The organism is Spirosoma luteolum (genome assembly GCF_054778875.1).
The window spans coordinates 649901-675724 of record NZ_BAAGZE010000006.1 but is presented as its reverse complement, the minus strand read 5'-3'; the positions used below and the strand labels follow the sequence as shown (position 1 = coordinate 675724).

At 60.0% G+C, this 25824-nt stretch carries 21 protein-coding genes; 10 read left to right on the top strand and 11 right to left on the bottom strand.

Annotation, left to right across the window (positions count from 1 at the left end):
- The first annotated feature begins 234 nt into the window (after window positions 1-234).
- Window positions 235-567, top strand: coding sequence for a winged helix-turn-helix transcriptional regulator (locus tag ACYVAC_RS13355; RefSeq protein ID WP_461098187.1), 333 nt, complete (start codon window positions 235-237; stop codon window positions 565-567).
- 83 nt (window positions 568-650) lie between these two features.
- On the opposite strand, the gene ACYVAC_RS13350 is transcribed toward ACYVAC_RS13355, so the two are convergent.
- Window positions 651-1427, bottom strand: coding sequence for an outer membrane beta-barrel protein (locus ACYVAC_RS13350; RefSeq protein WP_461098186.1), 777 nt, complete (start codon window positions 1425-1427; stop codon window positions 651-653).
- Between the two features lie 226 nt (window positions 1428-1653).
- Here ACYVAC_RS13350 and lysM point away from each other — a divergent pair, with 226 nt between their 5' ends.
- The 6 genes from lysM (at window position 1654) to ACYVAC_RS13320 (ending at window position 9013) form a co-directional block, all read left to right on the top strand.
- Window positions 1654-2127 carry a peptidoglycan-binding protein LysM gene (gene lysM, locus ACYVAC_RS13345; protein ID WP_461098185.1) on the top strand — a complete coding sequence of 158 codons (474 nt, stop codon included), beginning with the start codon at window positions 1654-1656 and terminating at the stop codon, window positions 2125-2127.
- A 118-nt stretch (window positions 2128-2245) separates the two neighbouring features.
- A complete protein-coding gene (locus ACYVAC_RS13340; RefSeq protein WP_461098184.1) occupies window positions 2246-3640 on the top strand; it encodes a DUF937 domain-containing protein in 1395 nt (464 codons plus the stop codon).
- A 194-nt stretch (window positions 3641-3834) separates the two neighbouring features.
- Window positions 3835-4722 (top strand): S1 family peptidase, encoded by an 888-nt coding sequence (locus tag ACYVAC_RS13335; protein ID WP_461098183.1) that lies wholly within the window; start codon window positions 3835-3837, stop codon window positions 4720-4722.
- Between the two features lie 41 nt (window positions 4723-4763).
- Window positions 4764-5849, top strand: a complete 1086-nt coding sequence (locus tag ACYVAC_RS13330; RefSeq protein ID WP_461098182.1) for a M20 family metallo-hydrolase — start codon at window positions 4764-4766, stop codon at window positions 5847-5849.
- Window positions 5850-5915: 66 nt separating this feature from the next.
- Window positions 5916-7886, top strand: a complete 1971-nt coding sequence (locus tag ACYVAC_RS13325) for a DUF4350 domain-containing protein (protein WP_461098181.1) — start codon at window positions 5916-5918, stop codon at window positions 7884-7886.
- A gap of 146 nt (window positions 7887-8032) precedes the next feature.
- On the top strand, window positions 8033-9013 hold the full coding sequence (locus tag ACYVAC_RS13320) for a type I phosphomannose isomerase catalytic subunit (protein WP_461098180.1): 981 nt from the start codon (window positions 8033-8035) through the stop codon (window positions 9011-9013).
- A 130-nt stretch (window positions 9014-9143) separates the two neighbouring features.
- Here the strand turns inward: ACYVAC_RS13320 and ACYVAC_RS13315 are convergent, their stop codons facing one another.
- Window positions 9144-10703 (bottom strand): FG-GAP repeat domain-containing protein, encoded by a 1560-nt coding sequence (locus tag ACYVAC_RS13315; RefSeq protein ID WP_461098179.1) that lies wholly within the window; start codon window positions 10701-10703, stop codon window positions 9144-9146.
- Between the two features lie 98 nt (window positions 10704-10801).
- On the opposite strand from ACYVAC_RS13315, the gene ACYVAC_RS13310 reads away from it, so the two are divergent.
- Window positions 10802-12283: a gluconokinase gene (locus ACYVAC_RS13310; protein ID WP_461098178.1), complete on the top strand. Its 1482-nt coding sequence runs from the start codon at window positions 10802-10804 to the stop codon at window positions 12281-12283.
- Here ACYVAC_RS13310 and ACYVAC_RS13305 read toward each other — a convergent pair.
- The 6 genes from ACYVAC_RS13305 to kdpB form a co-directional block, all read right to left on the bottom strand.
- The gene (locus ACYVAC_RS13305; protein ID WP_461098177.1) at window positions 12259-14073 is read right to left on the bottom strand and encodes a sensor histidine kinase; all 1815 of its coding nucleotides are present in this window, start codon (window positions 14071-14073) and stop codon (window positions 12259-12261) included. The two genes, ACYVAC_RS13310 and ACYVAC_RS13305, sit on opposite strands and share 25 nt — an antisense overlap.
- 52 nt (window positions 14074-14125) lie before the next feature.
- On the bottom strand, window positions 14126-15256 hold the full coding sequence (locus ACYVAC_RS13300) for a sensor protein KdpD (RefSeq protein ID WP_461098176.1): 1131 nt from the start codon (window positions 15254-15256) through the stop codon (window positions 14126-14128).
- A 76-nt stretch (window positions 15257-15332) separates the two neighbouring features.
- Window positions 15333-16478 (bottom strand): porin, encoded by a 1146-nt coding sequence (locus ACYVAC_RS13295; protein ID WP_461098175.1) that lies wholly within the window; start codon window positions 16476-16478, stop codon window positions 15333-15335.
- A gap of 75 nt (window positions 16479-16553) precedes the next feature.
- On the bottom strand, window positions 16554-18254 hold the full coding sequence (kdpA, locus tag ACYVAC_RS13290; protein ID WP_461098174.1) for a potassium-transporting ATPase subunit KdpA: 1701 nt from the start codon (window positions 18252-18254) through the stop codon (window positions 16554-16556).
- Window positions 18255-18261: 7 nt separating this feature from the next.
- Window positions 18262-18825, bottom strand: coding sequence for a K(+)-transporting ATPase subunit C (locus ACYVAC_RS13285; RefSeq protein ID WP_461098173.1), 564 nt, complete (start codon window positions 18823-18825; stop codon window positions 18262-18264).
- Between the two features lie 90 nt (window positions 18826-18915).
- Entirely contained in the window at window positions 18916-20985 is a 2070-nt protein-coding gene (gene kdpB, locus ACYVAC_RS13280; protein WP_461098172.1) for a potassium-transporting ATPase subunit KdpB, read from the bottom strand.
- 33 nt (window positions 20986-21018) lie between these two features.
- On the opposite strand from kdpB, the gene ACYVAC_RS13275 reads away from it, so the two are divergent.
- Window positions 21019-21348 carry a hypothetical protein gene (locus ACYVAC_RS13275; RefSeq protein WP_461098171.1) on the top strand — a complete coding sequence of 110 codons (330 nt, stop codon included), beginning with the start codon at window positions 21019-21021 and terminating at the stop codon, window positions 21346-21348.
- Complete coding sequence (locus tag ACYVAC_RS13270) at window positions 21348-21695, top strand: toxin-antitoxin system TumE family protein (RefSeq protein ID WP_461098170.1); 348 nt, start codon at window positions 21348-21350, stop codon at window positions 21693-21695. Before ACYVAC_RS13275 ends, ACYVAC_RS13270 begins: the two co-directional genes overlap by 1 nt.
- Here the strand turns inward: ACYVAC_RS13270 and kdpA (ACYVAC_RS13265) are convergent.
- The 3 genes from kdpA (ACYVAC_RS13265) to ACYVAC_RS13255 all read right to left on the bottom strand — a co-directional run bounded on the left by kdpA (ACYVAC_RS13265) (window position 21682) and on the right by ACYVAC_RS13255 (window position 25814).
- On the bottom strand, window positions 21682-23394 hold the full coding sequence (gene kdpA / locus ACYVAC_RS13265) for a potassium-transporting ATPase subunit KdpA (protein ID WP_461098169.1): 1713 nt from the start codon (window positions 23392-23394) through the stop codon (window positions 21682-21684). The two genes, ACYVAC_RS13270 and kdpA (ACYVAC_RS13265), sit on opposite strands and share 14 nt — an antisense overlap.
- A 59-nt stretch (window positions 23395-23453) precedes the next feature.
- On the bottom strand, window positions 23454-23534 hold the full coding sequence (locus tag ACYVAC_RS13260; RefSeq protein WP_461098229.1) for a potassium-transporting ATPase subunit F: 81 nt from the start codon (window positions 23532-23534) through the stop codon (window positions 23454-23456).
- A gap of 312 nt (window positions 23535-23846) precedes the next feature.
- Entirely contained in the window at window positions 23847-25814 is a 1968-nt protein-coding gene (locus tag ACYVAC_RS13255) for a KUP/HAK/KT family potassium transporter (RefSeq protein WP_461098168.1), read from the bottom strand.
- Between the last annotated feature and the right edge of the window lie 10 nt (window positions 25815-25824).

Here is a 25824-nt window from a genome sequence, read left to right as displayed (position 1 = left end):
GGCAACTACAGCCGGCGTCGGATGCCGGTAAAAATTTGCGGTTGTTGCCAGAGCTTTTGTCGCGTATTTATCGATTGATAGGCAAGGAGTTAAGGATGGGGGTGTTTGCCAGTGAACCGGACTTGAGCGAACGGTCTTCCGTATTTTTCCTTAAACTTCATATCTTTGTTAAAGAACTTGTAAGGTATTACTAATCAATAGGTTACCTACCAAAAGGTTAGTGCTTAATCGTCCATGATCGAACAGGAATTATACCAGAGTCAGACGCAGTCCACGCAACTAATCCTCAACAAAACGCAGGAAATTATTTGCGGTAAATGGCGCCTGAACATCATCTACAAACTCATCAACCAGGATTTGCGGTACGGCGAATTGCGCCGGCTTATCCCGGAGGTTAGCGAGAAAGTACTCATTCAGGAGCTGAAAGCACTGGTCCATCTCGGCGTGTTGTTTAAAACGGTTCACGCAGAAGTGCCCCCCCGGGTTGAGTACGGTCTGACTGAAAAAACCCGGACGCTGTTGCCGCTGTTTCTGCAGCTTAGATCCATCGGAGAAACGTTCATGTAAACCCGAAACCAGCCGGAAAGCAAGACGCCCGCTGCAGCCTACGGAGAAGCTGCAGCGGGCGTCTTGCTGTGTCGTCAGGCTGATCAGAACAGTTTCACACCGACCGAAAGGGTTGCAATACCGAGGTAGCCTTTGATGTCTTTGTTTTTGTAGATCCCACCCACTGGTACGGCATAGCGCGCATCGATATCGATGAGGTTGCCAATGGTGTAGCCCAGGCCGACTTCAGCCGCGTAAGTAAATGGCTTTACCTCCAGCACCGATTCGGTAGGGCTGGCCGGGTTGGGCTTTTTCAGGTCGGAGGTGGTAGCCGTCAGGGGTAGGTTCTGGCCCAGCAGCGTACCCGACCCCTGCCGGGTGGCAGTGGCTTTGTTGGTAAACAGCAGGTTGGGGCCGATGTAGGCACGCAGGCGCTCATTGGCAAACTTCTTTCCGAACAGAATGGGTACGTTGACCGATTCCAGCACCGACTCCGAGGTGAGGGCGATAGCCGTTGGCGTAGTAGCCGGAACCTGCGCGGGCAGCGTAGTGCCGGCCAGGCTGGCGGCCAGTACTGCCGGTACCGAGAAAGCAGCCTGCTGCTTCAGCACAAAGCGGTTGTAGTCGGCTTCGACCTGTACGAAGAAGCCATTGAAGTTTTTGCGGGCCCAGATACCGAACGAGTAACCGACACCGGTGCCGTTGCCTTTGTTTTCGATTTGAGGCACCGAAAGGGCCGCGTTGATGGGAACAGCCGGGATGGTGGTGTGGCCATTGGTAAACGTGGCGCCCCCTTTGATACCTCCTTCTACAGTTTGTTGAGCGAAGACCGATGCCGAACCCAGTAGCAGGGCCAGCACCGTTAGTTTGAGTTGTTTCATGCGTAAGCGACTAAACAGAGTCAATAAAAAATAAACAGGTTTTTCTCTAAAACGCGAAAGTACACCCATTTGCGGTAGAGGAGTAAAACTATTTCGGCGGAAAGTACAGTTTGCCGATGGCTAAAAAACGAACATTCAGGCCCTGAGGCTGTTGTTTAGGGTGAAAAGGTTCGCGTATTTGCCTGCCGATTCTAAATCATGTTCCATTTCAAACCGTACAAAGTCAATGGGCTTACTGTCATTTTTTAAAGGAGTTGGAGAAAAAATCTTCCACAAAGATCAGGAAGCGGCACCAGCCGATCCGGCACAGGCCGAAAAAGTTGAGCCCGTTCGGGCGCAGGCCCTGCTCGACCATGTGAAGCAACTGGGTCTGGCCTACAAAACCCTGACGGTGAAAACCAAAGGCGATACTGTAACCCTGATCGGTTCGGTGAAATCGCAGGAAGATGCCGAGAAAATCGCACTGGCCGTTGGAAACGTCGAAGGCGTATCGGCTGTCGACAATCAACTGACCGTTGACGAACCTGCTCCTGAAGGAAAATACTATACCGTTAAGTCGGGCGACTCGCTGTCGAAAATCGCCAAGGAAGTGTACGGCGATCCCATGAAGTACGGCGTTATCTTCGAAGCCAACAAGCCAATGCTGAAAGATCCCGATCTGATCTACCCCGATCAGGTGCTGCGCATCCCGCAGTTATAACAAAACGGGTCCGAAACGAGTAGGGTGTATGGACAAACGGTTTCTGCGGAGCCGTTTGTCCATACACCTTTTTTTGTTGGCATACCCATCCATTTACCTTTAGCTTGTTTCAATCGATATGGCGCTCAACTTATTGACGTTTCTTTCCGACCAGTTTACGCCCGGCGTAATCGATCAGCTTAGTGCACAACTGGGCGAGCAGCCCGATCAGCTGCGCAAAGCGGCACAGGGAGCCATTCCGGTACTGCTGGGTGGTCTGGCCAAACGTACCCAGTCGTCGGGCGGGGCCGCGCAACTGGTAAATTTCCTCGAAAAAGGCAACTACGCCAATATGCCCTACGACATATCGCAGGTAAGCGATACCAAACAGGAAACGGCCGAAGCAGTGGCAACGGGACGCAGTTTTCTGAGCGAGGTGCTGGGTACCAATACGAGTCGCGCCGGACAACTGCTGGGCGAATACAGTGGCGTGCAGGCTGGCTCGGCCGAAACAGTACTGGCGCTGGCGGCCACCGTGCTCATGGGGGCGCTGGGACGGCAGGAGCAGGAAAAAGGGCTGTCGGCCCTCAATCTGAGTACCCTGCTGGCCGGCCAGGCAAGCGCGTTTACCAAAGCCCTGCCGACGGGGCTGGCCAGCCTGGGCAGTTTGCTGGGCTTCGAGTCGCTGGCAACGCCGGCCGGGCACGCTACCCGCGTGCAGGGTACCGATAACCTCAGCGGCACCATAACGAGTCCGAACATTCCGAAAAGCCCCGATGGCGACCGGCAGCGCGAAAACGTGCGCTGGCTCAGCTGGGCTATCTTCCCCATTGCGCTGCTGATCATTGCGCTGCTGGTGCAGAAATGCCACGAAAATGCCAACAGCATCGACGGCGTAAGCACCGACAGCACGGCCCGGGCCGAACCCAACGCCGTGGAAGATACATCGGCAGCCACACGGGCCAGTGTTATCGACGCCCACGGCCAGGTAGCCGACTCGACGGCGCCCGGTGCGCTGGGTATGCGCGATTCGGCCGATACCGCTACCCGGGTCGATAGTGCTGGTGCCGGCACAGCCCCCGATGTAATCACGCAGGTAGAACTCCCCGGCGGCCGGCGGCTCAAGGTGGCCGAACGGTCATTCAACGGACAGCTGGCCACGTTTCTGGCCAGCAAACCTAAAAACCCGGAGCGCACCTTTACGTTCGACAACCTGACGTTTGAAACGGGCTCGGCCCGTATTACATCCACCTCGCGTCGGCACGTCGACGACCTGATCGAGATTATGAAAGCGTATCCGGGGCTGGCTATCCGGGTGGAAGGGCATACCGACAATGTAGGCAATGCGGCCACCAACCTGACCCTGTCGCGCGACCGGGCTGCCGCAGTGAAAACGGCGCTGGTGGCGGCCGGAGTAGCGGGTGATCGGGTAGCTACGCAGGGCTTCGGCGATACCAGGCCGACAGCCCCCAACACGACACCCGCCGGCCGGCAAAAAAACCGCCGGATCGATGTAGCGGTGACCAAACTGTAAACAAATCAGTACCTGACGAATGCGGGCTTCGGCGCTGGCACTGGCTGGCAACCGGAGCCCGCGTTCGTTTGTGGGCAGGGAGCCCAAACCTGTATGGGAAGAACGATGCCGGTAGCCGGACTACCCGTCGGGCTACGCCGTGTGTGCGTATATTGCGGCCTGATTACTCTCACCGCTGACTTTGCGATTGTCTTATGTACGTTGACGCCATCGAGCGCATTAAATCCTACATCCGTCCGATTCATTCGATTGCCCGGTTTCATGGGCATGCCCCGGTGGTGCCGGGAAGCGCCACGCTGTTTTTTGTGAACGAAGACGGGTTTGCCGTTACCTGCCGCCACGTAGCGATCAACATCCTGCGGTCGGCGCAGATCAACGCAGCCTACCGGCGCTACAAAGGCATGGAGGGTGAGCTTCGGAACCACCCCGACCGCAGCCGGCTCATGCGCGATCTGCAAACCAAGTTCAACATCCAGGACGGCACCATCAAACAGCTCCACAATCGCTTTATCAACTGCGTGGATGGCGATGAGCCGCCCGTTATTACCCCGCACCCCAACGAGCATGTCGATCTGGCGCTGGTGCAGTTCAAAAATTTCCGGCAGCGGCTTTATACGGGCTACGCTACGTTTTTGAAAGATACCAGCCGCATCAAACCCGGCCGCACCCTCTGCCGGATTGGCTATCCCTTTCCCGATTTCACCAATTTCCGCTACAACCCCCGGGTCGACGATATTGAATGGAGCGAGGAGCCAACGCACTATGTCTCGTTTCCGATCGACGGGATCATTACCCGGCTGCTGCCCAACAAGAAAGGCATCGTCGAAATCGAGATGAGCACACCGGGACTGGTGGGGCAGAGTGGCGGTCCGCTGTTCGACGCCGGCGGGCTGGTCTACGGTATGCAGTCGGCTACCGACCAGCTGCACCTGGGCCTCGACATCGAAGACCGCGAAGTGCTGGTTAAAAATCGCCGGAGCCTGGTCTCGAATTACCCGTTCCTGAACGTCGGCATCTGTATTCATGCCGATCAGATTAAAGCCTTTCTGCGCGACAATGGGGTGAAATTCTACGAAGCCTGACCGGATGCCGTATCTTTGGGGCTGCTACCCATTCGTTTGTTATGACTGCTACGCCCCCGTTGCCCGCCATACCGGCCCACCTGTCGGCCGATGCGCTGGCGCTGCTGAAACGCCTGATTGCCACCCCGTCGTTTAGCCGGCAGGAGGATAAAACCGCCGACCTGATCGACGCCTTCCTGCGCGAGCGCCACATCCCGACCGAGCGGCTGAAAAACAACGTCTGGGCCCGCAACCGCCATTTCAACCCGGCTAAACCCACGCTGCTGCTCAATTCGCACCACGATACGGTGAAACCCAACACCGCCTGGACCCTCGACCCCTTTACGCCACTGGAGCAGGACGGCAAACTGTTCGGGCTGGGCAGCAACGACGCCGGGGGCTGTCTGGTGTCGCTGATTGCCACCTTTGTACACTATTACGACCAGCCCGAAATGGCTTATAATATCGTACTGGTGGCCAGTGCCGAGGAAGAAGTGTCGGGGCGCGACGGGCTGGAACTGGTACTGCCGCTGCTGCCGCCCCTGGCGTTTGCCATCGTGGGCGAGCCCACCGAAATGCAGCTGGCCATTGCCGAGAAGGGCCTGCTGGTTCTCGACTGCGTGGCCCACGGGGTAAGCGGGCATGCGGCCCGGGAAGAAGGTGACAATGCCATCTACCACGCACTCCGCGATATCAACTGGCTGACAACCTACCAGTTTCCGAACGTGTCGCCTACGCTGGGACCCATCAAGATGTCGGTAACGATTATTCAGGCGGGTACGCAGCATAATGTGGTACCCGACCAGTGCACCTTCACGATCGATGTGCGCGTGACCGAGCAATACACCCTGCAGGAAGTGATCGACACGATTCAGGCTAACCTGGTGTCGACGGTACAGCCCCGGTCGGTGCGGCTGAAGCCATCGAGTATTCCGGTCGACCATCCTATTGTGCAGGCGGGGCTGGCCCTGGGCCGGCATACTTATGGGTCGCCCACCACCTCCGATCAGGCCGTGCTCGACTGTCCCTCGTTGAAGTGCGGGCCCGGCCACTCCGGGCGGTCGCACTCGGCCGATGAATTTCTGTATCTGCACGAAATCGAGGGTGGTATAACGGGTTACGTCCAGATGCTGTCGGGGGTACTGTAAGGCAGAAAAAGGGGTAAAAAAGGCGGCTTTGGTGGCTTTACAGGCAAAAATATTCCTTAACCACCCATGGTAAACTCACTACCGGCCCGGCTCTGTCTTGCGCTGGCCTTACTGGCACTGACCGTCCGATCTACCGTTGCCCAAACCAGCCCGGCGGCCGAGCCCTGGTCGATTCGTATGGCCAATGCGTTTATGCAGCGCTTCCCCGATTCGATTGCTGTTAAAGAAAACAAGCCGGCTGGCTGGGACTACGAGCAGGGGCTGATGCTCAAAGCCCTCGAACGGGTCTGGGACCGCACCGCCGACGCCCGCTATTACAATTATATCCTGCACGACATCGACCGCTACGTGGCCGACAAGGGACCCATCCGGACCTACCGGATGGACGATTATAACCTCGACAACGTCACAACCGGCCGCGCGCTGCTGATGCTGGCGCAGCAGACCCAGCCCGGCCGCGAGAAATACAAACGGGCTGCCGACACCCTCCGGATGCAGCTGGCCCGCCAGCCCCGCACCAAGGCGGGTGGGTTCTGGCATAAGCTTCGTTATCCCAACCAGATGTGGCTCGACGGCCTCTACATGGCCGAGCCGTTCTACGCCGAATATACCGCCCTCTACGACCGCAACGCTGATTCGGCCACCCGCCATTTCGACGATGTGGCCCGGCAGTTTGCGCTGATCGAGAAAAACCTGATCGACCCCAAAACGGGGCTGCTTTATCACGGCTACGATGAAAGCCGGCAGCAAAAGTGGGCCAACCCCAAAACCGGCACCTCGCCCAATTTCTGGGGGCGTTCGGTGGGCTGGTACGCCATGGCGCTGGTCGACGTGCTCGATTATCTGCCCGCTGCGAACCCGCACCGGGCCGAACTCATCGGCTACCTGCAGCGCCTGATGCCGGTGCTGCTGCGGTACCAGGACCCCAAAACGGGCGTCTGGTACCAGATGCTCGATCAGGGCACGCGGGCGGGCAACTACGTAGAGGCTTCGGCCTCGGCCATGTTTGTGTATGCCCTGGCCAAGGGGGTTCGAATGGGCTACCTCCCGGCCCCGATGCTGGCAGCCGCCCGGCGCGGTTACGCTGGTATGCTTAAATCGTTTATCGAAACCGACGCCAAAACGGGTCTGCCATCGCTCAACGGCACCGTCAGCGTGGGCGGACTGGGTGGCAACCCGTACCGCGACGGCAGCTACGAATACTACCTGAGCGAGCCCATTCGCCTAAACGACCTGAAAGGTGTAGGCCCCTTCATTTTGGCCAGTGTCGAGCTGGAGATTGCCGACGAAAATGCGGTTGGGCAGGGCAAAACCGTGGCCGTCGATACCTACTTCAACCACGAGTTTCGCAAAGGCGACGGTGGCGCCATGGAGCCGTTTCACTACACCTGGGAAGACCGGATGCACTCGGGCTTCTGGCTCTGGGGAAACACGTTTCGCGAACTGGGGGCCAAAACGATTAGTCAGCCGGCGGCCCCGTCGGCCAGTGCCCTGCGCGGGATCGATGTGCTGATTATCGTTGATCCTGACACCCGCAAGGAAACGACCAGCCCTCACTACATGAGCGATGCCGACGCCGATGCGCTGGTTGCCTGGGTGCGGGCGGGCGGGGTGCTGGCGCTCATGGCCAACGATAGCGCCAACGCCGATCTGCCCCATACCAACAAACTGGCGGGGCGTTTCGGGGTGCAGTTTGGCGATGAACAGGTCAACCCCGTGAAGGGAACCGAGTGGGCAGGGGGGAAACTGACCATTCCGGCCAATCATCCCCAGCTGGGCAATGCCGGTACCATCTACATCAAAGAACTGGCGCCCCTGACGGTCAAAGCACCGGCTACCCCCGTGCTGCGCAAAGGCGATACGGTAATTATGGCCACGGCAAAGGTGGGTAAGGGCACCGTATTTGTGGTGGGCGATCCCTGGCTCTACAACGAGTATGTCGATGGTCGGCGCATTCCGGCAGAATACCGCAATTTTCAGGCGGGCAAGTCGCTGGCCATGTGGTTGCTGCAGCAGGTGCCGGCCCGCCGGCGCTGACAGATCCCGGCAACCGGCTGGCCGGACAGGGCTGGCCGGTTGCAAAAACATCGGCCGCAAAGTGTGACAGTTTGGCCCGAATGCGGTTGTTTTGCTACGAACGAACGATGGTTCGTGTACTCATAAGATCAACCTCACAAAACACCATGCTGTATCCGCTGACATTTGAGACCATCTTTAAAGATAAAATCTGGGGTGGGCAAAAAATAAAAACCATACTGGGCAAAGACTTCTCGCCACTGCCTAACTGTGGCGAAACCTGGGAGGTGTCTGATGTTGAGGGAAACGTATCGGTGGTAAGCGAAGGCAGCCTGAAAGGGCAGTCGCTACGCGATCTGGTAGCCACCTACAAGGGTGAGCTGGTGGGCGAGCACGTGTATGCACAGTATGGCAACCGCTTTCCGCTGCTGATCAAGTTTATCGATGCCAACGATGACCTGTCGATTCAGGTGCACCCCGACGATAAGCTGGCGGCCGAACGCAACAGCGGCTTTGGCAAAACCGAGATGTGGTACATCATGCAGGCCGACGCCGGTGCCCGACTCAACTCGGGCTTCAACCGGGAGGTCAGCAAAGATGAATACGTACGGGCCGTGGCCGACAATACCATTCAGGACTTGCTGAACATTGAACCGGCCCAGCCCGGCGACGTGTTCTTTCTGCCCGCCGGCCGTGTGCATTACATCGGCAAGGGCCTGCTGCTGGCCGAAATCCAGCAAACCTCCGACACCACCTACCGCATCTACGACTTCGACCGGGTCGACCAGACCACGGGGCAGAAGCGTGAGCTGCATACCGACCTGGCGGTCGATGCTATCGACTACCGTCATTACGATCACTACAAAACGCCCTACACGCCCGAAGCGAATGCAAGCGTCAACGCCGTGACGAGCGATTACTTCGTAACGAACGTGCTGACGTTTACCGAGGAGGTGGCGCATGACTACACCCACATCGACTCGTTCGTAATTTTGATCTGCGTATCGGGCGGGCTGACCATTCAGGCGGCCGGTGGCTACAACGTGACGCTGCGCATGGGGCAGTGCGCCCTGATTCCGGCGTCGGTACGGCAGGTAACGCTCGTACCCGACGGCGATATGACGGTGCTCGAAACCTACGTTCCTTAGTCAGGCACCCCTAGTCGGGCACCCCTGGCCGGGCACCCCTGGTCGACGGGAAGACGAACTTGTTAGACCGGGCTACAACGCCTGTTTATCCGGCCATCGGGCTGGGTAGGCAGGCGTTGTCTGGTTATGATCAGGGGCGGAACTGGTTGCGCAGCAGCAGCAGGCCCGCGCCGGGTTGCCGCCACTGGGTCATCAGATCGGCGTGGGCGGGGCCGGTGGGCCGGAAAAACGAGCCCAGCAGCAGATCGAGGTCGCCATCCTGATCCACGTCGCCCGCGTCCATAACGAGCCATCGGCCCCGGCCCGCGTTGGGGAAGGTGCGGGGTTCGAACTGACCGTTGCCCCGGTTGCCGAAATACACGAAGCTGGCATTGGGCCGATCGTCGTAGTCGGGAAACTGGGCAATGGTAGCCAGATCGGGCCGGCCGTCCTGGTCGAAGTCGCGAACGAGGGTCTGGGTAGCGCCGTGGAGCGGGTAGAACCACACGGGCCGGAACCGGAACTGCCCGTCGTTGCGAAAAATCCGGACGCCGTGGTAGGGTTTCGCCACAATGGAGTAATCGGCATTGTCGCCGTTGGTGTACACCAGATCATCGTGGCCGTCGCCATCCATGTCCACCAGGTCGATGGCGCTGGAGCCGTAGACGGGCGGAAAACGCAGGACGGTGACTTTCCGAAACGTACCGTTGTGCCGGTTATAATAAGCCGCCACCTGCTCATCGCCCTGGGTGAGCAGCGCCAGTATATCGGGCCAGCCGTCGCCGTCTAGGTCGCGCACGATGGTCTGGCGGGCACCGGGCGCCGGATCGAGCACATGCTCCCGGTAGCCGGTGGCGGTTTGCTCATGCCAGGTCAGGCGGCCGAGGTAATGCCCAAACTGGCAGATCACCTGGTCGGTCCGGCCGTCGCGGTTCAGGTCGGCGGTGGTTGCCTGCACCGGTCGCCCCAGGTTCTGAATGGCCGTGGCCGGCTGCCGGGTGCCGGTTTTCAGCGTGCCCCACGAGCCGGCCAGCCGGTCGTTTGGGTTCAGCACCCCAACCTGGAGTATTGCCAGGCTTCCACCCGCCAGCGGCTGCAGATCGACGGGCGGGCTGGTGAGGGTAAGTGAGTCGAGCGGCCGAAACTGCGTATCGAGCCGAAACAACTGCCCGCTGGCAGTGCCGGCCCAGATAGCCCGGTTGAGCGAATCGTAGCGCAGCAGGGTCACGAGCGACCGCACAGGCGACCGCACGGCTTCGGGTTTAAACAGCGACAGGTCGGCCCGCAGGGGCGGGTGCGCCGGCTGGTTGGGCAGGCTGTCGGGCGCCAGGCTGGTATAGTAGGCCATCAGCTTCTGCCAGTCGCGCTCGTGCAGCGTCGGATGTTCGGGGAAAATGTTGGCTTCGAGGATGCGGGTCAGCTCGGTCTGGTCGCTGAACTGGCCCAGCGCCTGCATCTGCTGCGTCGATTGCCCCAGGCGGAGCGCCATTTGCGGTAAGACACCCTGCTGCCAGGTTTTTTTGTCGAGCAGCGCCGGATCGGGGCGCTGGTGGCAGCTGCCGCAGTAGGCCGTAGCCAGCTGGGCACCGGTAAGGGTCGTTTCGGCGGGCGGGGCGGCCGTCGCAGCCGTCTGCTGATCGGCCCCCGACTGGCAGGCGGTGAGAAACAGGGCGGCCAGCAGGAGGGGGGCGGCCAGACGAAGCAAATACATGGTCAAAGATAACCCGTGGGGTCTTTTTTCGAGGGTACGCGCACGGCGAAACCCCTAAAAATGCGTTGTTTTGAGCGACTACTTTAGCCTGTTCATCTATGTATTGTTTTATTGGGGTCGACGTGGGCACCACCAACGTAAAGGCTCTGGCCGTGTTGCCCGACGATCTGACCCATATCCTGGCCCATGCCTCGGCGCCCGTCGATACCCTGAATCCCGAACCCGGCTGGGCCGAGCAGGACGTTACCCATATCTGGGCCGCGCTGGTACAGGTACTGGCCGACGTTAACCGGGAGGTTACAGCGGCCGGCCATACGGCCACCCACGTGGCGTTCAGTACCGCCATGCACAGCCTGCTGGCCATGGATGCCAACGGGACTCCGCTGAGTCACGCCCTGCTCTGGTCCGACAACCGGGCCGAGGCCGAAGCCCTGACCCTGCGAACGACCGAGGCCGATCTGGGCACCCGGCTCTACCGGCAAACGGGCACCCCCATTCACCCCATGGTGCCGCTCTGTAAGCTGGCCTGGCTGCGTACCCACGATCCGCGACTGCTGCACCGGGCCGCCTATATGGGCTCGATAAAAGAGTACCTCTGGCGACGACTGACAGGGCAGTTTGAGATCGACTACTCGATGGCGACGGCGACGGGCCTGTTCGATACGGGGGCCATGCAGTGGAGTGCCGACGCCCTGCGCTTCGCCGGTGTCCGGGCGTCGCAGCTGTCGACACCCGTGCCTACTACCCACCAGCGCCCGCTGCTGGCATCGCCCGATACAACGGCTACGGGCCTGCCGGCCGGTGTTTCACTGGTCATCGGGGCATCGGACGGCTGTCTGGCCAACCTCGGCGCGGGGGCTATCCAGCGGGGCGTAACCACCCTGACAATCGGCACCAGCGGGGCTATCCGGCAGACCGTGCGGACACCCCTGCGCGACGACGAAGGCCGGCTGTTCTGCTACTGGCTCGATCAGGATCATTACGTGGTCGGCGGCCCCACCAACAATGGCGGCAACGTGCTGGAATGGGTAAGCGACAAACTGACCCTGCAGGATACCGATGCCGTGCTGGCGGAAGCCGAAACCGTGCCGCCGGGTGCCGACGGGCTGCTGTTTATGCCGTATCTGCAGGGCGAGCGCGCCCCGCTCTGGGATTCGGCCGTGCGCGGAGCTTATCTGCAGGTCGACTGGCAGCACACCCGGGCGCATTTTGTGCGGGCAGCGCTCGAAGGGGTGCTGTTCAACCTGCTCAGCATCAACCAGCTGCTGGCCCGGCATACGGGTGCGGCCCACGTTATACACGCCAACGGCGGTTTTGCGCAGTCGCGGTTTTGGGTGCAGATGCTGGCCGACATGGCAGGCATACCGGTGCGGCTCAATGCCAGCAACGAAAGCGGCTCGATGGGGGGCATTCTGCTCACACTCAAAGCGGTCGGTCTGGTGAAGTCGCTCGACGAAGCCGCGCAGCGGGTGGCCTTCGGCGATACCGTGAAGCCCGATTCGGAGCGCAGCAAGGTCTACGGCCGCGTGTTTCGGGCGTGGGAAAAAGCCCGCGCTCAGGCAATCGGCAGCCGGAAGTAAAATGCCGTGCCGGTAGTAACGGTGGTATCCAGACCGATCTGTCCGTGCATGGTCTGAATAAACTCGCTTGAAATGGCCAGACCGAGGCCGGTGCCGCTGGGCAGGGCGGGACCGGCACCCGGGCTGGCCGGCGGCCGGAGGGGCTGCGGGGAGGCCGGTGCCAGTGCCGACGCCTTGAAATACCGGTCGAACACGCGGGCCTGGTGTTCGGGCCGGATGCCGGGCCCGTAGTCGCGCACCCGAATCTCGATCGCATCGCCCACGCGCCCGGCCGACACGTCGACGGCGCTGTCGGCCGGGCTGTAGCGCACGGCATTCGACAGGAAGTTGATGAGCACCCACGACGTTTTGTCGGGGTCGGCTTTCATCAGCGGCAGCCCGGCCGGCAGGCTGACGTTGAAGCGCACCTGTTTCTGCTCGGCCTGCATGCGCAGGGCATTGGTGGCGTAGGCAATGATGTCGGCGGGGGCCACTGGCTGCATCGTCAGCTGAATCTGTCCCGATTCGACCTGCGCCATATTCAGCAGTTCGCCGGTCAGGTTGAGCAGCCGGTCGGTGTCGGCCCGTACGCTGTCGATGAGCTGGGTCTGCTCATCGTTGAGCAGGCCGATCCGCACGTCGCTCAGTAGCTTCAGGCTCATTTTGATGCCCGAGAGTGGGGTTTTCAGCTCGTGCGAAACGGTGGCGATAAAGTTTGTTTTGGCCAGATCGAGTTCTTTATAAGGCGTCACGTTTTCCAGTACGATCACGTAGCCGGCGGGTCCGGCTTCTTCCTCGCCGGTGCGGGTTACGGCTACGGTATGGATCCGCTTGTTGAAATAACTTTCTTTCCCGTTGTCGAAAATCTTCAGCAGCTTGCTGTTGGTCTGTTCGGTAAACTGGCCCGTCATCAGATCCTGAATCAGCGTGCGCATCAGGTCGTTGGCGGCTGCTACGTCGGGCGCGTATTTGCCCTTGATGTCGGCTTCGCTGACCCCCAGCAACCGGCACACCACCGGGTTGGCAAACAGGATCATGCGGGTTTCGCTCAGCCCGATAATGCCTTCGCTCATGATCTGGATAAGGGTGTCGATACGCTGCTTCTCGAACAGCACCTGCGCCAGATTGGAGTGTTCGTACTCGTCGAGTTTTTGCGCCATGGAGTTAAACGACCGGGCCAGCTCGCCAAACTCATCGTCGGACCGGAAGTGGAGCCGCTCCTCGAAGTTGCGGCTCGTCACCTGCCGGATACCGCGCGTCAGTTCGCGCAGCGGGTTGGCAATGTAGCCGGGAAAACTCACGATAAACGACGACAGAATCAGGAAGCAGAGCGTACCGATGGCGGCCAGCCACAGCAGCGCATCCTTGGCTGTCTGCTTGGCCGTTTCGTTTTTCCGGATAATGGCCTGCCGGTTCAGGTCGTCGAGCTGAAACAGGGCCTGCCGGATCCGGCCCACTGTCAGGCGGTCGGTCTGGCCCCGGCGCAGCCGGTCGAATTCGCGCCGGATGGTGCGGGTGGCATCCCGTTCGCCCACTTCGGTAATGTTTCGCTCCTGCCGGCGCAGGTTGGCTTCGAAATCGGCCAGCGACTCGGGGTCGTTGATGGGCTGCCGCAGATCGGGCGACTCAGTCAGGTTGGCCAGCGCCTTCTGCATATTGCTGGCGTAGTCGATGGAGATGTAATTGTCCTGCAGAATGGCCTGTGAGTCGCTCGACAGCTCCTGCAGGTAGTAGGCTCCCAGCCCGCCCAGCATCAGGGTGATGGCAAACAGAAACCAAAGGGCAGCGGAAAGTTTGGCTTTGACGGACATGGGGGAGCAAGGGGCGAAGCGTGAGCGGGTGAAAAGACGGAAGCGGCCGCGATCAGGACAGAATGATCAGATCGGTGTTGGAGCCGGCGAGTTTGTTCAGTAACTGATTAAAGGCATTGGTGCGGAGAATGATCTGAATCAGGCTCAGGTGCGGCTTGCCGATGCAGACCGTGGTGACGTGTCGGTTCTCGACTTCGGCCATGATGCTGTTGACAATGTCGGGACTTTTCACCTGAATCAGTTCGGCCCCCAGTTCGGTGGCCAGTTTAAGGTTGTTGATGAGGTGCCGCTGGGTATCGAGTTTAATGCGGTCGGCACTCTCGGCGGGTGTCTGCACGTACAGCACGTACCAGCGCGAATTGTAATAGGCCGCCAGCCGGGCGGTCTTGCGAATCACCCGCCGGGCAATGTCGTGGTTGCTGCTGATGGCCGCCAGAAACCGCTCGGCTTTGGCCGTGGTATTGGGCGGCATCGACGTTTCGATTTTGCGCTCGACGGCCGTGGCCACCTCGCGCAGGGCCAGCTCCCGTAGCTGCAAAATCCGGTCAGACTGAAAAAAGTTGCGCAGGGCCGTTTCTACCTTGGCCGGCTCATAGATCTTGCCGTCGCGCAGCCGGGCAATCAGTTCGTCGGCCGTAAGGTCGATGTTCACCACTTCATCGGCCAGGTGCAGCACTCGGTCGGGCACCCGTTCCGATACGTCGATGCCCGTGATGGCGCGAACTTCGTCGTACAGGCTTTCGATGTGCTGAATATTCACCGCGCTGATCACGTTGATGCCCGCGTCGAGAATATCGATCACATCCTGCCAGCGTTTTTCGTTTTTCGAACCGGGAATGTTGGTGTGGGCCAGCTCGTCGACCAGCACCAGTTCGGGATGCAGGTTGAGAACGGCCTGAACGTCCATCTCCTCCAGCTGACGCCCCTTATAGAACAGTGTCCGGCGCGCGATGGCGGGCAGGCCGGCCACCAGGGCCTGCGTTTCGGCGCGGTTGTGGGTTTCGATGAAGCCAATCCGGACATCGATACCACCCCGCAGCAGCGCGTGGGCTTCCTGCAACATCCGGTAGGTTTTGCCCACCCCCGCGCTCATGCCGATATACACCTTGAACTTACCCCGGCGCGACGCCTGAATAAGCCGCAGAAAATGCTCGGCCGATTGATCCTGATTGTCGATGTCCATACGATGGTGGCCCGCCAGCCTCCAGACAGGAGACCGGCGGGCGCTGGTTACGGGTTGGCACCTGCTGACTGGTGGTTCAGAACCAGACTGCCAGGCTGGTCGTCAGTGAGGCATTGGTTTTTCCCGGGCCGGTGGTCGTTTCGAAAACGGCGTCGCGGCTGTTATACACCTTCCCCTCGATGCGGAACAACGCATTGGGGAGAATCGAATAATCGTAGTTGACCGAGTAGCCGAGCGTCTGAAACCCGTTGGGGGTGCCGGTGCCGATAATGACGCCGGCTGGATCGTGGTAGTATTCGACCCGGCCGGCCAGGTAGCTGCGGCTGCCGGTGGCCACCCGCGCAATGACCACGGGCGAATACCAGACGTAGGAACCGCTGCCGGCCCGCTGCCCATTGGCAACGATGGGTTTGCGGTCGGCGCCGATGTCGAAGCCCAGAATAACGCCCACCTTGCCGGCGGGGTTGATGAGGGCGTAGAAATTATTGAACACACGGTGCTGCTGCAGCGAGTCGGGCCGGTCGGCGCCCACGAAGGTACTCCAGTTGAGCACCAGGTTGGCACTGGGCTTAAACTGAACCTGGGTGCTCAGTGCCGGGCCGGTATAGCCCGGCAGGCGCGCCACCCGCTGCCAGCCGTTGAGGGCAGACCCCAGCAGGGTCCACTTACCATTCGGGGTATTGTAGGTCAGTTTGGCCCCGGCGAGGTAGTAGGGCGAATTTTCGGCCAGCATACTCCGGGTCAGGGTCCAGCAATCTTTGGAGACGGCACTCTCGAAGCCGATGTGCGACGAGAAAATACCGGCGTCGAGCCACAAATCGCGGGTCCGGCTGAGCTTCACCCCGGCGTTGGCTTCGTAGATGTTACGGATCAGGCTCTGCTCGGCGGCATAGTTGTACTGGGCGTAGGTGCCCACCTGCAGCGCCAGGTTGGCCCGCACCCGTTCGCCGGCGTAGGCGCCCTTCAGAAAGGCCAGGTTGATGTTGACTTCACGGTTGCGTTTATGGTTGTAGATAAAGCCGGGTCGTTCCTGGCTGGTTTTGGGTGCCGTCAGGTCGTGGGTGTAGTAGGCTTCCACATAGCCCGACAGGCTTAGACCAGGGGTGGTGGCCTGAGCCGGGGTTGTCGTGGTACTGTCTGCCGACTGTGCCAGCAGAGAGGTGGTTGCGTTCAGAAAAAAGCCCGCGGTGAGGGCCATAACGGGCAAAAAGAGGTACTTCATGATTGGGTTGGGTCCGCACGGAGGCAGACATTGGTTTTGTTGTACAGAGCCATCGGATATTGTAACCCGCCGGCGTCAAGGGTGTTGCGTCAGGTATTCGGCCAGCGGGCCAATGGCCAGGGCCGGAAAAAAGCACAGCGCCCCCGTAATAAGCATAATGGCGGCCAGCAGTACCCCAAACGTGACGGAGTCGATGGGGAGTACACCGGCCGAGGGGGGCGTGTACGGTTTAGCGTAGAGGATACCGGCAATGGCCAGCGGCCCCAGCAGCGGCACAAAGCGGCCGCCTGCCATCACCACCGTTGTCGACAGGTTCCAGAAGGGGGTGTTGTCGGCCAGGCCTTCAAAACCCGATCCGTTGCCGGCCGCCGACGATACGTATTCGTAGAGCATGGTGGTGAAACCGTGATAGCCGGGATTGCTGAGCCAGCCCAGGTCGGGATTGGCGTTGAGCAGGGCTACGGCCACACCCGTGCCGCCCAGGTAGAGCAGGGGCAGCAGTACCAGTATGCCAACCGCCAGCTGCATTTCCGTCAGCCCGATTTTCTTGCCCAGCAGTTCGGGGGTACGGCCGGTCATGAGACTGCCGACAAAAAGCGCCAGCACGATGTACAGAAACAGGTAGAGGAAGCCGGAACCCACTCCGCCATACAAGGCATCGAGCTGCATGCCCAGCAGCATAAACAATCCCGACAGGGGTGTATAGCTGTCGTGCATCGACGTGAGTGTACCGGCCGGAATCACCGCGTTGACCCCGCAGTAGAAGGCCGAAGCCAGCGTGCCAAACCGCATCTCTTTCCCCTCCAGGCTACCCGCCGACTGATCGATGCCGAGGGCCGTCAGGGCGGGGTTGCCCGCCAGTTCCTGCTGGATGATCGGGAGGGTGATCAGGAGCCAGCCGACCGTCATGATCGTGAACAGCAGTACCCCCAGCCGACGCCGACGCAGGAAAAACCCGACGAAACAGACAAACGCCATGGGCAGCAGCAGCACATCGATCAGGTGAACGATGTAACTGGCGTAGGAGGGGTTCTCGAGGGGATGCGCCGTATTGGTGCCGAAAAACCCACCGCCGTTAGACCCTAAGTGCTTGATGGGTAGCATGGCCGCTACGGGCCCGCCGGCAATGGTCTGGGTGTCGCCCTGCAGTGTCTGGATGGTGGTGTAGGGCGCCAGCGACATCGGCACGCCCGTCGTCAGCAGCAGCCCGGCTGCCACCACCGACAGGGGAAGCAATACCCGCGTCAGGGCCCGCACCACATCCTGATAGGCATTGCCCACGAAGGCGCCCGACCCGGTTTGCAGGCACCGCACCACCGCTACCCCTACGGCCAGACTGGTAGCCGCCGACACGAACTGCAGAAAGGTAAGCACGGCCAGCTGGGTGAAGTAGGTGACGCCCGTCTCGCCCGCGTAGTGCTGCAGGTTGGTGCTGGTCAGAAAGCTGATGGCCGTGTTGAGGGCCAGCGTCCAGTCCATCGGCTGAATGCCCCCCTGGTTGGCAATCGGGATGCGGGTCTGAAACAGCAGCAGCACGAAAGCATACACGAGCCACAGGCCATTGAGGGTAAGCAGGGTCAGGGCATACTGTTGCCAGCGCATGGGCTGGCTGGGGTCGATGCCACTCAGCCGGAACAGCCGATTTTCCAGCGGGCTGAGCCAGTCGGCGGCCGGCCGACGGGTGCCAAACACGCGGCACAGGTAGCGACCGGTCAGTACGGCCAGGAGCAGGGCCAGGCCGTAGATCAGTACGATACCAATTCCTTGTCGATCCATGGCTGGATTACTTCAGTTGGTCGAGCGCTACGTTGAGCGCCAGCACGTTGACCGTGGCGGGGCCAAACAGACCCAGCAGCGGGCCTTTGGTGTGGTCGGCCACCAGCTGCTGCACCCGGGCGGGGGGCAGGTTGCGTACGCGGGCAATGCGGGCTACCTGGATGTCGGCCGCTGCCGGCGAGAGGTCGGGGTCGAGGCCGGAGCCCGAAGCCGTCACCAGTTCGGCGGGAATCCGGGCTTTGTCGACGCCGGGGTTGTGCACCAGAAAGGTGTCGATGCGGGCCTGTACCGTTTTCAGGTAATCGGGGTTTGACGGGCCTTTGTTCGAGCCGGCCGAGCCGGCTGCATTATAATCGACGGCCGAGGGGCGACTGTTGAAGTAGCGGTCTTCGGTAAATTTCTGCCCGATCAGGGCGTAGCCCACCACCCGGCCATTGGCCGATACGGTGACACCGTTACCCCCGCCGGGCGTTAGTTTGGCCAGGCCTGCCACCACAAGGGGGTACACCACTGCCAGCAAAATAACCAGAACAACCGTGAGCCGAATGGCGGGAAACAGATGCGTTTTCATGGAATTGTTGGTAAAAACGGGGGGCGGCAATCCGAAATCCCCGGTATGAATGACGTTGGTGGCTCCGGCCGGGCGACCGGAGCCGTTGACTTAGATGAACAGACCGACCACCAGATCGAGTAGTTTGATGCCGATGAACGGGGCCACCAGACCACCGAATCCGTAGATGAACAGGTTCCGGCGAAGCAGGGCCGATGCGCCGATGGGCTTGTAATCGACGCCCCGCAGCGCCAGCGGAATCAGCATCGGAATAATGACCGCGTTGAAAATGACCGCTGACAGGATGGCCGACTCGGGGCTGTGCAGCTTCATCAGGTTAAGGTGCTGCAGGGCCGGAATACTGGCCACGAACAGGGCCGGTACAATGGCGAAGTACTTGGCCACGTCGTTGGCAATCGAGAAGGTGGTAAGCGTGCCGCGCGTAATGAGCAGCTGTTTGCCAATCTCAACCACTTCGATTAGCTTGGTCGGGTCGTTGTCGAGGTCGACCATGTTGCCGGCTTCCTTGGCCGCCTGCGTGCCCGAGTTCATGGCTACGCCCACGTCGGCTTGGGCCAGGGCCGGGGCATCGTTGGTGCCGTCGCCCATCATGGCTACCAGTTTGCCGCTTTGCTGCTCCTGCCGGATGTAGTTCATTTTATCTTCGGGTTTGGCTTCGGCAATGAAATCGTCGACGCCGGCCTTGCCCGCAATGAATTTGGCCGTGAGCGGGTTGTCGCCGGTGACCATCACCGTTTTTACACCCATTTTGCGCAGCCGGTCGAACCGTTCGGCAATGCCGGGTTTGATAATATCCTGCAGTTCGACTACGCCTTTCACCTGCTCATTGTCGATCACCACCAGGGGCGTGCCGCCATTGGCCGCAATCGTGCTGGCCTGTTCGGTTACCGCAGCGGGGAAGGGGTTGCCCGCCCGCTCGACAATGGTCCGGATCGAGTCGGTGGCACCCTTGCGAATGCGCTGCACGCCGGTACTGACAGGCAGGTCGATGCCCGACGAACGGGTTTCGGCCGTGAACTTGATCAGCGTGGCACCGGTGGTGCTGAGACCCCGGGTCAGGTCGACACCGTCGGGGCCGGAGCGGGCCAGTTCCACAATCGACTTGCCTTCGGGCGTTTCGTCGGCGAGCGAGCTAAGGGCAGCTGCCCGGATCATATCGGTCAGGTCGACGCCCGGAGCGGGGTAGAAATGGGTGGCTTTGCGGTTGCCGATGGTGATGGTGCCCGTTTTGTCGAGCAGCAGCGTGTCGATGTCGCCGGCTGTTTCGACGGCCCGGCCCGATTTGGCCAGTACGTTGGCGCGCAGGGCGCGGTCCATACCGGCAATGCCGATGGCCGAGAGCAGCCCGCCGATGGTGGTCGGAATCAGGCAGACAAACAGCGCGATCAGGGCCGCAATCGTGATAGGCGTGTTGGCGTAGGCGGCAAAGGGTTGCAGGGCTACGCACACGATAACGAAGATGAGCGTGAAGCCAGCCAGCAGAATCGTCAGGGCAATTTCGTTGGGGGTTTTCTGGCGGCTGGCCCCTTCAACGAGGGCAATCATCTTGTCCAGAAACGACTCCCCCGGCTGGGTCGTTACGAGCACCTTAATGCGGTCGGACAGCACTTTGGTACCCCCCGTTACCGACGAGCGGTCGCCCCCGGCTTCGCGGATCACCGGGGCCGACTCGCCCGTAATGGCCGACTCGTCGATGGTAGCCAGCCCTTCGATAATCTCCCCATCGGTCGGGATCAGGTCGCCGGCTTCGCAAAGGAACACGTCGCCTTTTTTAAGCTGGGCCGACGATACCGTTTCGATGGGTTCGTTGGGCCGGTCGGTGCGGATGCGCCGGGCGGGGGTGTCCTGCCGGGTTTTGCGGAGCGATTCGGCCTGCGCCTTACCCCGTGCTTCGGCAATGGCCTCGGCGAAGTTGGCAAACAGAATGGTCAGCAGCAGAATCAGCGTGACGGTGATGTTGTAGCCCAGGCTACCCTGGGTGGTATCGCCCGATACGGCGATGTAGCCCGTTACGAGCAGCATGATCAGCGTGCCGACTTCCACCGTAAACATAACGGGGTTCTTGATCAGCAGGGCTGGGTTGAGTTTGATAAACGATTGGCGAAGTGCCGCACCGACCAGGTCGGATTTAAACAGGGACGGCGATTTCTGAGTGGCCATTTTTGGTATCTTTGAAAAAACAGATGTCTGGTTATGGGAGCTTTGGGCTTTATCAGGACGACGGCAGGGCAGGCTGATCAGGAGCACATCGAGCAATTGTTCAGGCGTGCCGGTTACGCGTCCAGCACCGCGTACGCTGTTAAAAAGCTGCAGGAGGAATTGCTGCTCGAACTCAAGGGCTGCAGCGAACGAATCAGTGCGTTTGAAGCCAAGTATGGCCTGCGTTACGACGAGTTCGACAAGCGCTTCGATGAGCTGACGCAGTATCCCCTGTTTGAGCGTGAAGACGATATCATTGACTGGCGTTCGGAGGTGATTGAACTGCGTGAAATCGAACGGCAATTGGCTACCCTAATCGACTGATGCATGATTTGACGCCCTTCCGGCTTATTATCGACCATACGAGCGATCAGGAAATCAGGCCGGGAAAGGCTACGCGTCGTCTTCGTATGTCGATTACGTTCGCTGATCTGTCTGTACTGCATGTTCGGGAGAACTATGTACTGCAAACGGGTTGGGTTGATTATGCTTATCACTGGCAGGCTGCCGACGGAACGTTTCTCCATCGCTGGGATAACGCCCACTCCGTCGATGTGCCAACATCGCCCCACCACCAGCATGTCGGTTCTGAAGGTAATGTACAGCCCGCTACACCGATGACTCTTTCCGAGGTGCTTGCTTTCATTGCCACACGCCTTATTTCAGACTGAAGTATTCGGCCAGCGGACCCAGCGCCAGGGCCGGGAAGAACGAGAGGGCCGTGATGATGACGATAACGGCGAAGGTCATCAGCCCGAACGTGGCCGTATCGGTGGGCAGCGTACCGCTCGATTCGGGTACATATTTCTTCTGGGCGAGCAGCCCAGCAATGGCTACCGGACCGATGATCGGAATGAAGCGACCCAGAATGAGCACAAAGCCCGTCGATATGTTCCAGAACAGGTTGTTGTCGCTCAGCCCTTCGAAGCCCGATCCGTTGTTGGCGTTGGCCGACGTAAACTCGTACAGCATTTCGGAGAAGCCGTGATAGCTGGGGTTGTTGAGCCAGTTGGCCGGCTGCACGGCCCAGTCGGCGTTGCCATGCGACACGAACAGGTAGGCGGCCAGCGCAGTACCGCCTTTGGCCAGCAGTGTACTCAGCAGGGCCACCAGCGACGCGATCTTTATTTCGCGGGCTTCGACTTTGCGGCCAAAGAACTCGGGGGTTCGGCCTACCATTAGCCCCGCAATAAAGACGGCGATAATCAGGTAGTAGTAGTAGTTCAGGAAACCGACCCCGCAGCCGCCGTAGAAGGCATTGGTCATCATCCCCAGCAGTTCCATCGTACCCGACAGGGCCATCGAACTGTCGTGCATGGAGTTGACCGAACCGGTTGAGATAATGGTGGTAACGATGCTCCAGTAGGCCGAAGCCAGCGGCCCGAACCGAACTTCCTTGCCTTCCATCGCGCCGGTAGGCTGCGATACCCCCAACTGAGCAATGGCGGGATTACCGCTGAATTCGGTGATCAGGGTAGGCACCAGCAGACATAGCATCCCGATGGTCATCACCGTATAAACGATCCAGGTAAACTTCCGGCGGTTGATGAGCAGGCCCAGCGCAAACAGCATGGCGATTGGAATAATCATCTGCGCCACCACCTCGATGATGTTGGTTACGTAGTTGGGGTTTTCGAGCGGGTGGGCCGAGTTGGCGCCGAACCAGCCACCGCCGTTGGTACCCAGGTGCTTGATGGCAATCATACCCGCGGCCGGCCCCCGCGAAACGCCTACGGTATCGCCCTGCATGGTCACCACGGTGTCTTTGCCGGCAAAACTCGCCGGTGTACCGTTGAGGGCCAGCAGCAGGGCCATCACCACGCTCAGGGGCAGCAGCAGCCGGGTCAGCGACTTGACGAAGTAGTTGTAGAAGTTACCCGACAGGCTGGTGCGCTCGGGCCGAAACGACCGTACGATCAGCAGCAGGGCGGCAATGCCCGTGGCGGCCGACACAAACTGCAGAAAGGTAACTACGCCCAGCTGGGTGAGGTAAGTCAGCCCCGACTCGCCCGAATAGTGCTGGAGGTTGCAGTTGACCAGAAAGCTGATGGCCGTATTGAACGCCAGATCGGGCGTTTGCGAGGGGTTGCCATCGGGGTTGAGCGGCAGGCTGCCCTGGGTGAGCAGCAACACAAAGGCCCAGACAAACCAGACCAGGTTAATGGTTAGCAGCGCCACCAGGTTTTCTTTCCAGGTCATATCGCGGTCGGGGTCGATGCCGGCCAGCCGGAAAATAAGCCGTTCGAGGGGAGCCATAAACCCGAACGCCTTGCCATCGGTGAAGATGCGGGCGATGAAGCGTCCCAGCAGGAGCGCCAGGCCAACGGTGAGGGCATACATGAGCAGTACGCCCAGCAATTCAGTATTCATACGAAGATTTCAGTAAACGATCTGGCCCGGAGGCCGACAACGAAGAAGCAGTTGAGCCGTTAAAATTTTTCTGGTTTGATGAGCACATACAGCATGTAGGCGAAAACCAGCAGGGCAATAACAAACAGGAGGGTAAGCATGCGTAAGCCGCCGAAGCGGTGGTTAAATGTGTTCGAACCAGTCGATGGCCTTGTAGAAGAGCGCGAAGCAGAGCAGGCCCGAGACGAAGAGGATAAGTGTTGTCAGCATGAGCAGTAGAAGTAGACAGGTTGTCGGTGGGGATATGCCAAGAAATGCTCCAAAACTGCCAGAAAAGCGTTGCTGTGTTGGTAAGTAGTTGTTTACCAGTGTATTGTTTTTGTCTGAAACGTGGCGGGCGGGCGAAACAAAAAGCCGACCCTACCAAAATGGTAGGGTCGGCTTGTCAAAGTGGGGTACCCGTAAGGCTGTTCTTACCTGTTTTTGGGATGGTACGTGCTCGGCAGCCGTTCCATCCGTTGCGTTTTCGGGGTGGTAAACACCAGCGGCACCTCTTCTGTCAGCACGTTGCTGGTGTCGAGCCCATACGCCATCTGCGGGGGCAGGGCAATGTTGCGCAGCAGGAAATACCCGAACAGGGTGATGCGATCGGAAAGCGACAGCTCATTCTCGATGGACAGAAACGACCGGAACAGCACAAACCGGAAGTCGCCCGCGATGCGGTGGGCGTTGAGCGACCGGTAGCGGCTGTCGATGGTCACCTCCCCGTTCCGGACCATGTCTTCGACCACCAGCCGGAACAGCAGATTGATCCGGGGCTGCACCCGGAAACCCAGGTAGAAGGTAACGAAGTACACATCGTCGGCTTCGAGGGCATCGACCTTGTAGCGCATCACGAAAGGCTCGTCTTCTACGCACACGTGCAGAAACCAGTACACATCGGCACGCTTGGGGGCCCGGTTCAGGATCGAGTACAGCGTTTCGGACTCCACCTTGCGGTAATCATCGGCGGTGGTCAGGTAAACCAGATGCGTAGCAAACTTGGGAATGTTGGTATCGTTGCTGAGGGCCTTCAGAATGGGCAGGTGGTTGGGCAGCGAGTCGTAGCGGGTCAGCCGGGCCTTGAGCTTTTCGCCCCGGTGCCAGAACAGCATCATGGCCATCAGCAGCAGGCCCAGCGTAACCGAAATCCAGCCCCCTTCTTCAAACTTGACCAGGTTGGCCGCCAGAAACATCCCTTCGACCGCTAAAAACAGGGCCGTAATCAGTACAATCAGGATGGGGTTGACGCGCTTCACCCGCAGGTAGGTGCTCATCAGTACCGTCGACATCAGCATGGTCAGCGTAACGGCCAGCCCGAAGGCCGCTTCCATATTCGATGATTTCTGGAAATACAGCACCATCAGGATACAGCCTGCCATCAAACCCCAGTTCACAAACGGCACGTAGAGCTGGCCGCGCGCGTCGGAGGGATAGGCCACCCGCTGCCGGGGCCACAGGTTCAGCCGCATGGCTTCGCCCACGAGCGTAAACGAGCCGCTGATGAGGGCCTGCGAGGCAATGATGGTGGCGAGGGTAGCCAGGCCAATGCTGAACACCAGCAGGGGCGCCGGCACAATGCTGTAGAACGGACTGGTTTCGCCCAGCCGCTGGCCCAGGTGCTGCATAAGCCAGGCCGTCTGCCCGGCATACGACAGCACCAGCATCAGTTTCACAAAGCCCCAGCTAACCCGGATGTTGCCGCGGCCACAGTGGCCCATGTCGGAGTAAAGCGCTTCGGCCCCGGTTGTGCAGAGAAACACACCGCCCAGCAGCCAGAACCCGCTCGGAAACTGGGTCAGCAACCGCACGGCCCAGATGGGGTTGAGCGCCTGTAATACCGAGGGCGCATCGAGCAGCGACCAGAACCCCATGGCACCGATAAACGAGAACCAGGCCAGCATGACCGGCCCGAACAGCCGACCCAGCTGCTGGGTGCCGAACTGCTGGGCTACGAACAGCGCAATCAGAATACCGATTACGATGGGAACGGTGTTGAGCTGCGGATAAAAGATAAGCAGCCCCTCTACCGCCGATGATACCGAAATGGGCGGGGTGATGAGCCCATCGGCCAGCAGAAACGATCCGCCGATAACGGCCGGGTACAGCAGCCAGCTGCCCGTAAAGCGCCGGACCAGCGTATAGAGCGAAAAAATGCCGCCTTCCCCCTTGTTATCGGCGCGGAGCGTGATGATGACGTACTTGAGGGTGGTTTGCAGCGTGAGGGTCCAGAAGATGGCGGAAAAGGTGCCCAGCACCAGTATCTCAGAGAGGGAGCGTCCGCGCATCACGGCCGAAAGGGTGTAGAGGGGCGAGGTGCCAATATCGCCGAACACAATACCGATGGCTACCAGCAGACCCTGGGCCGTTACTTTGTTTAATGCGTTGTGAGTGGAAGACATGCGCTACGGT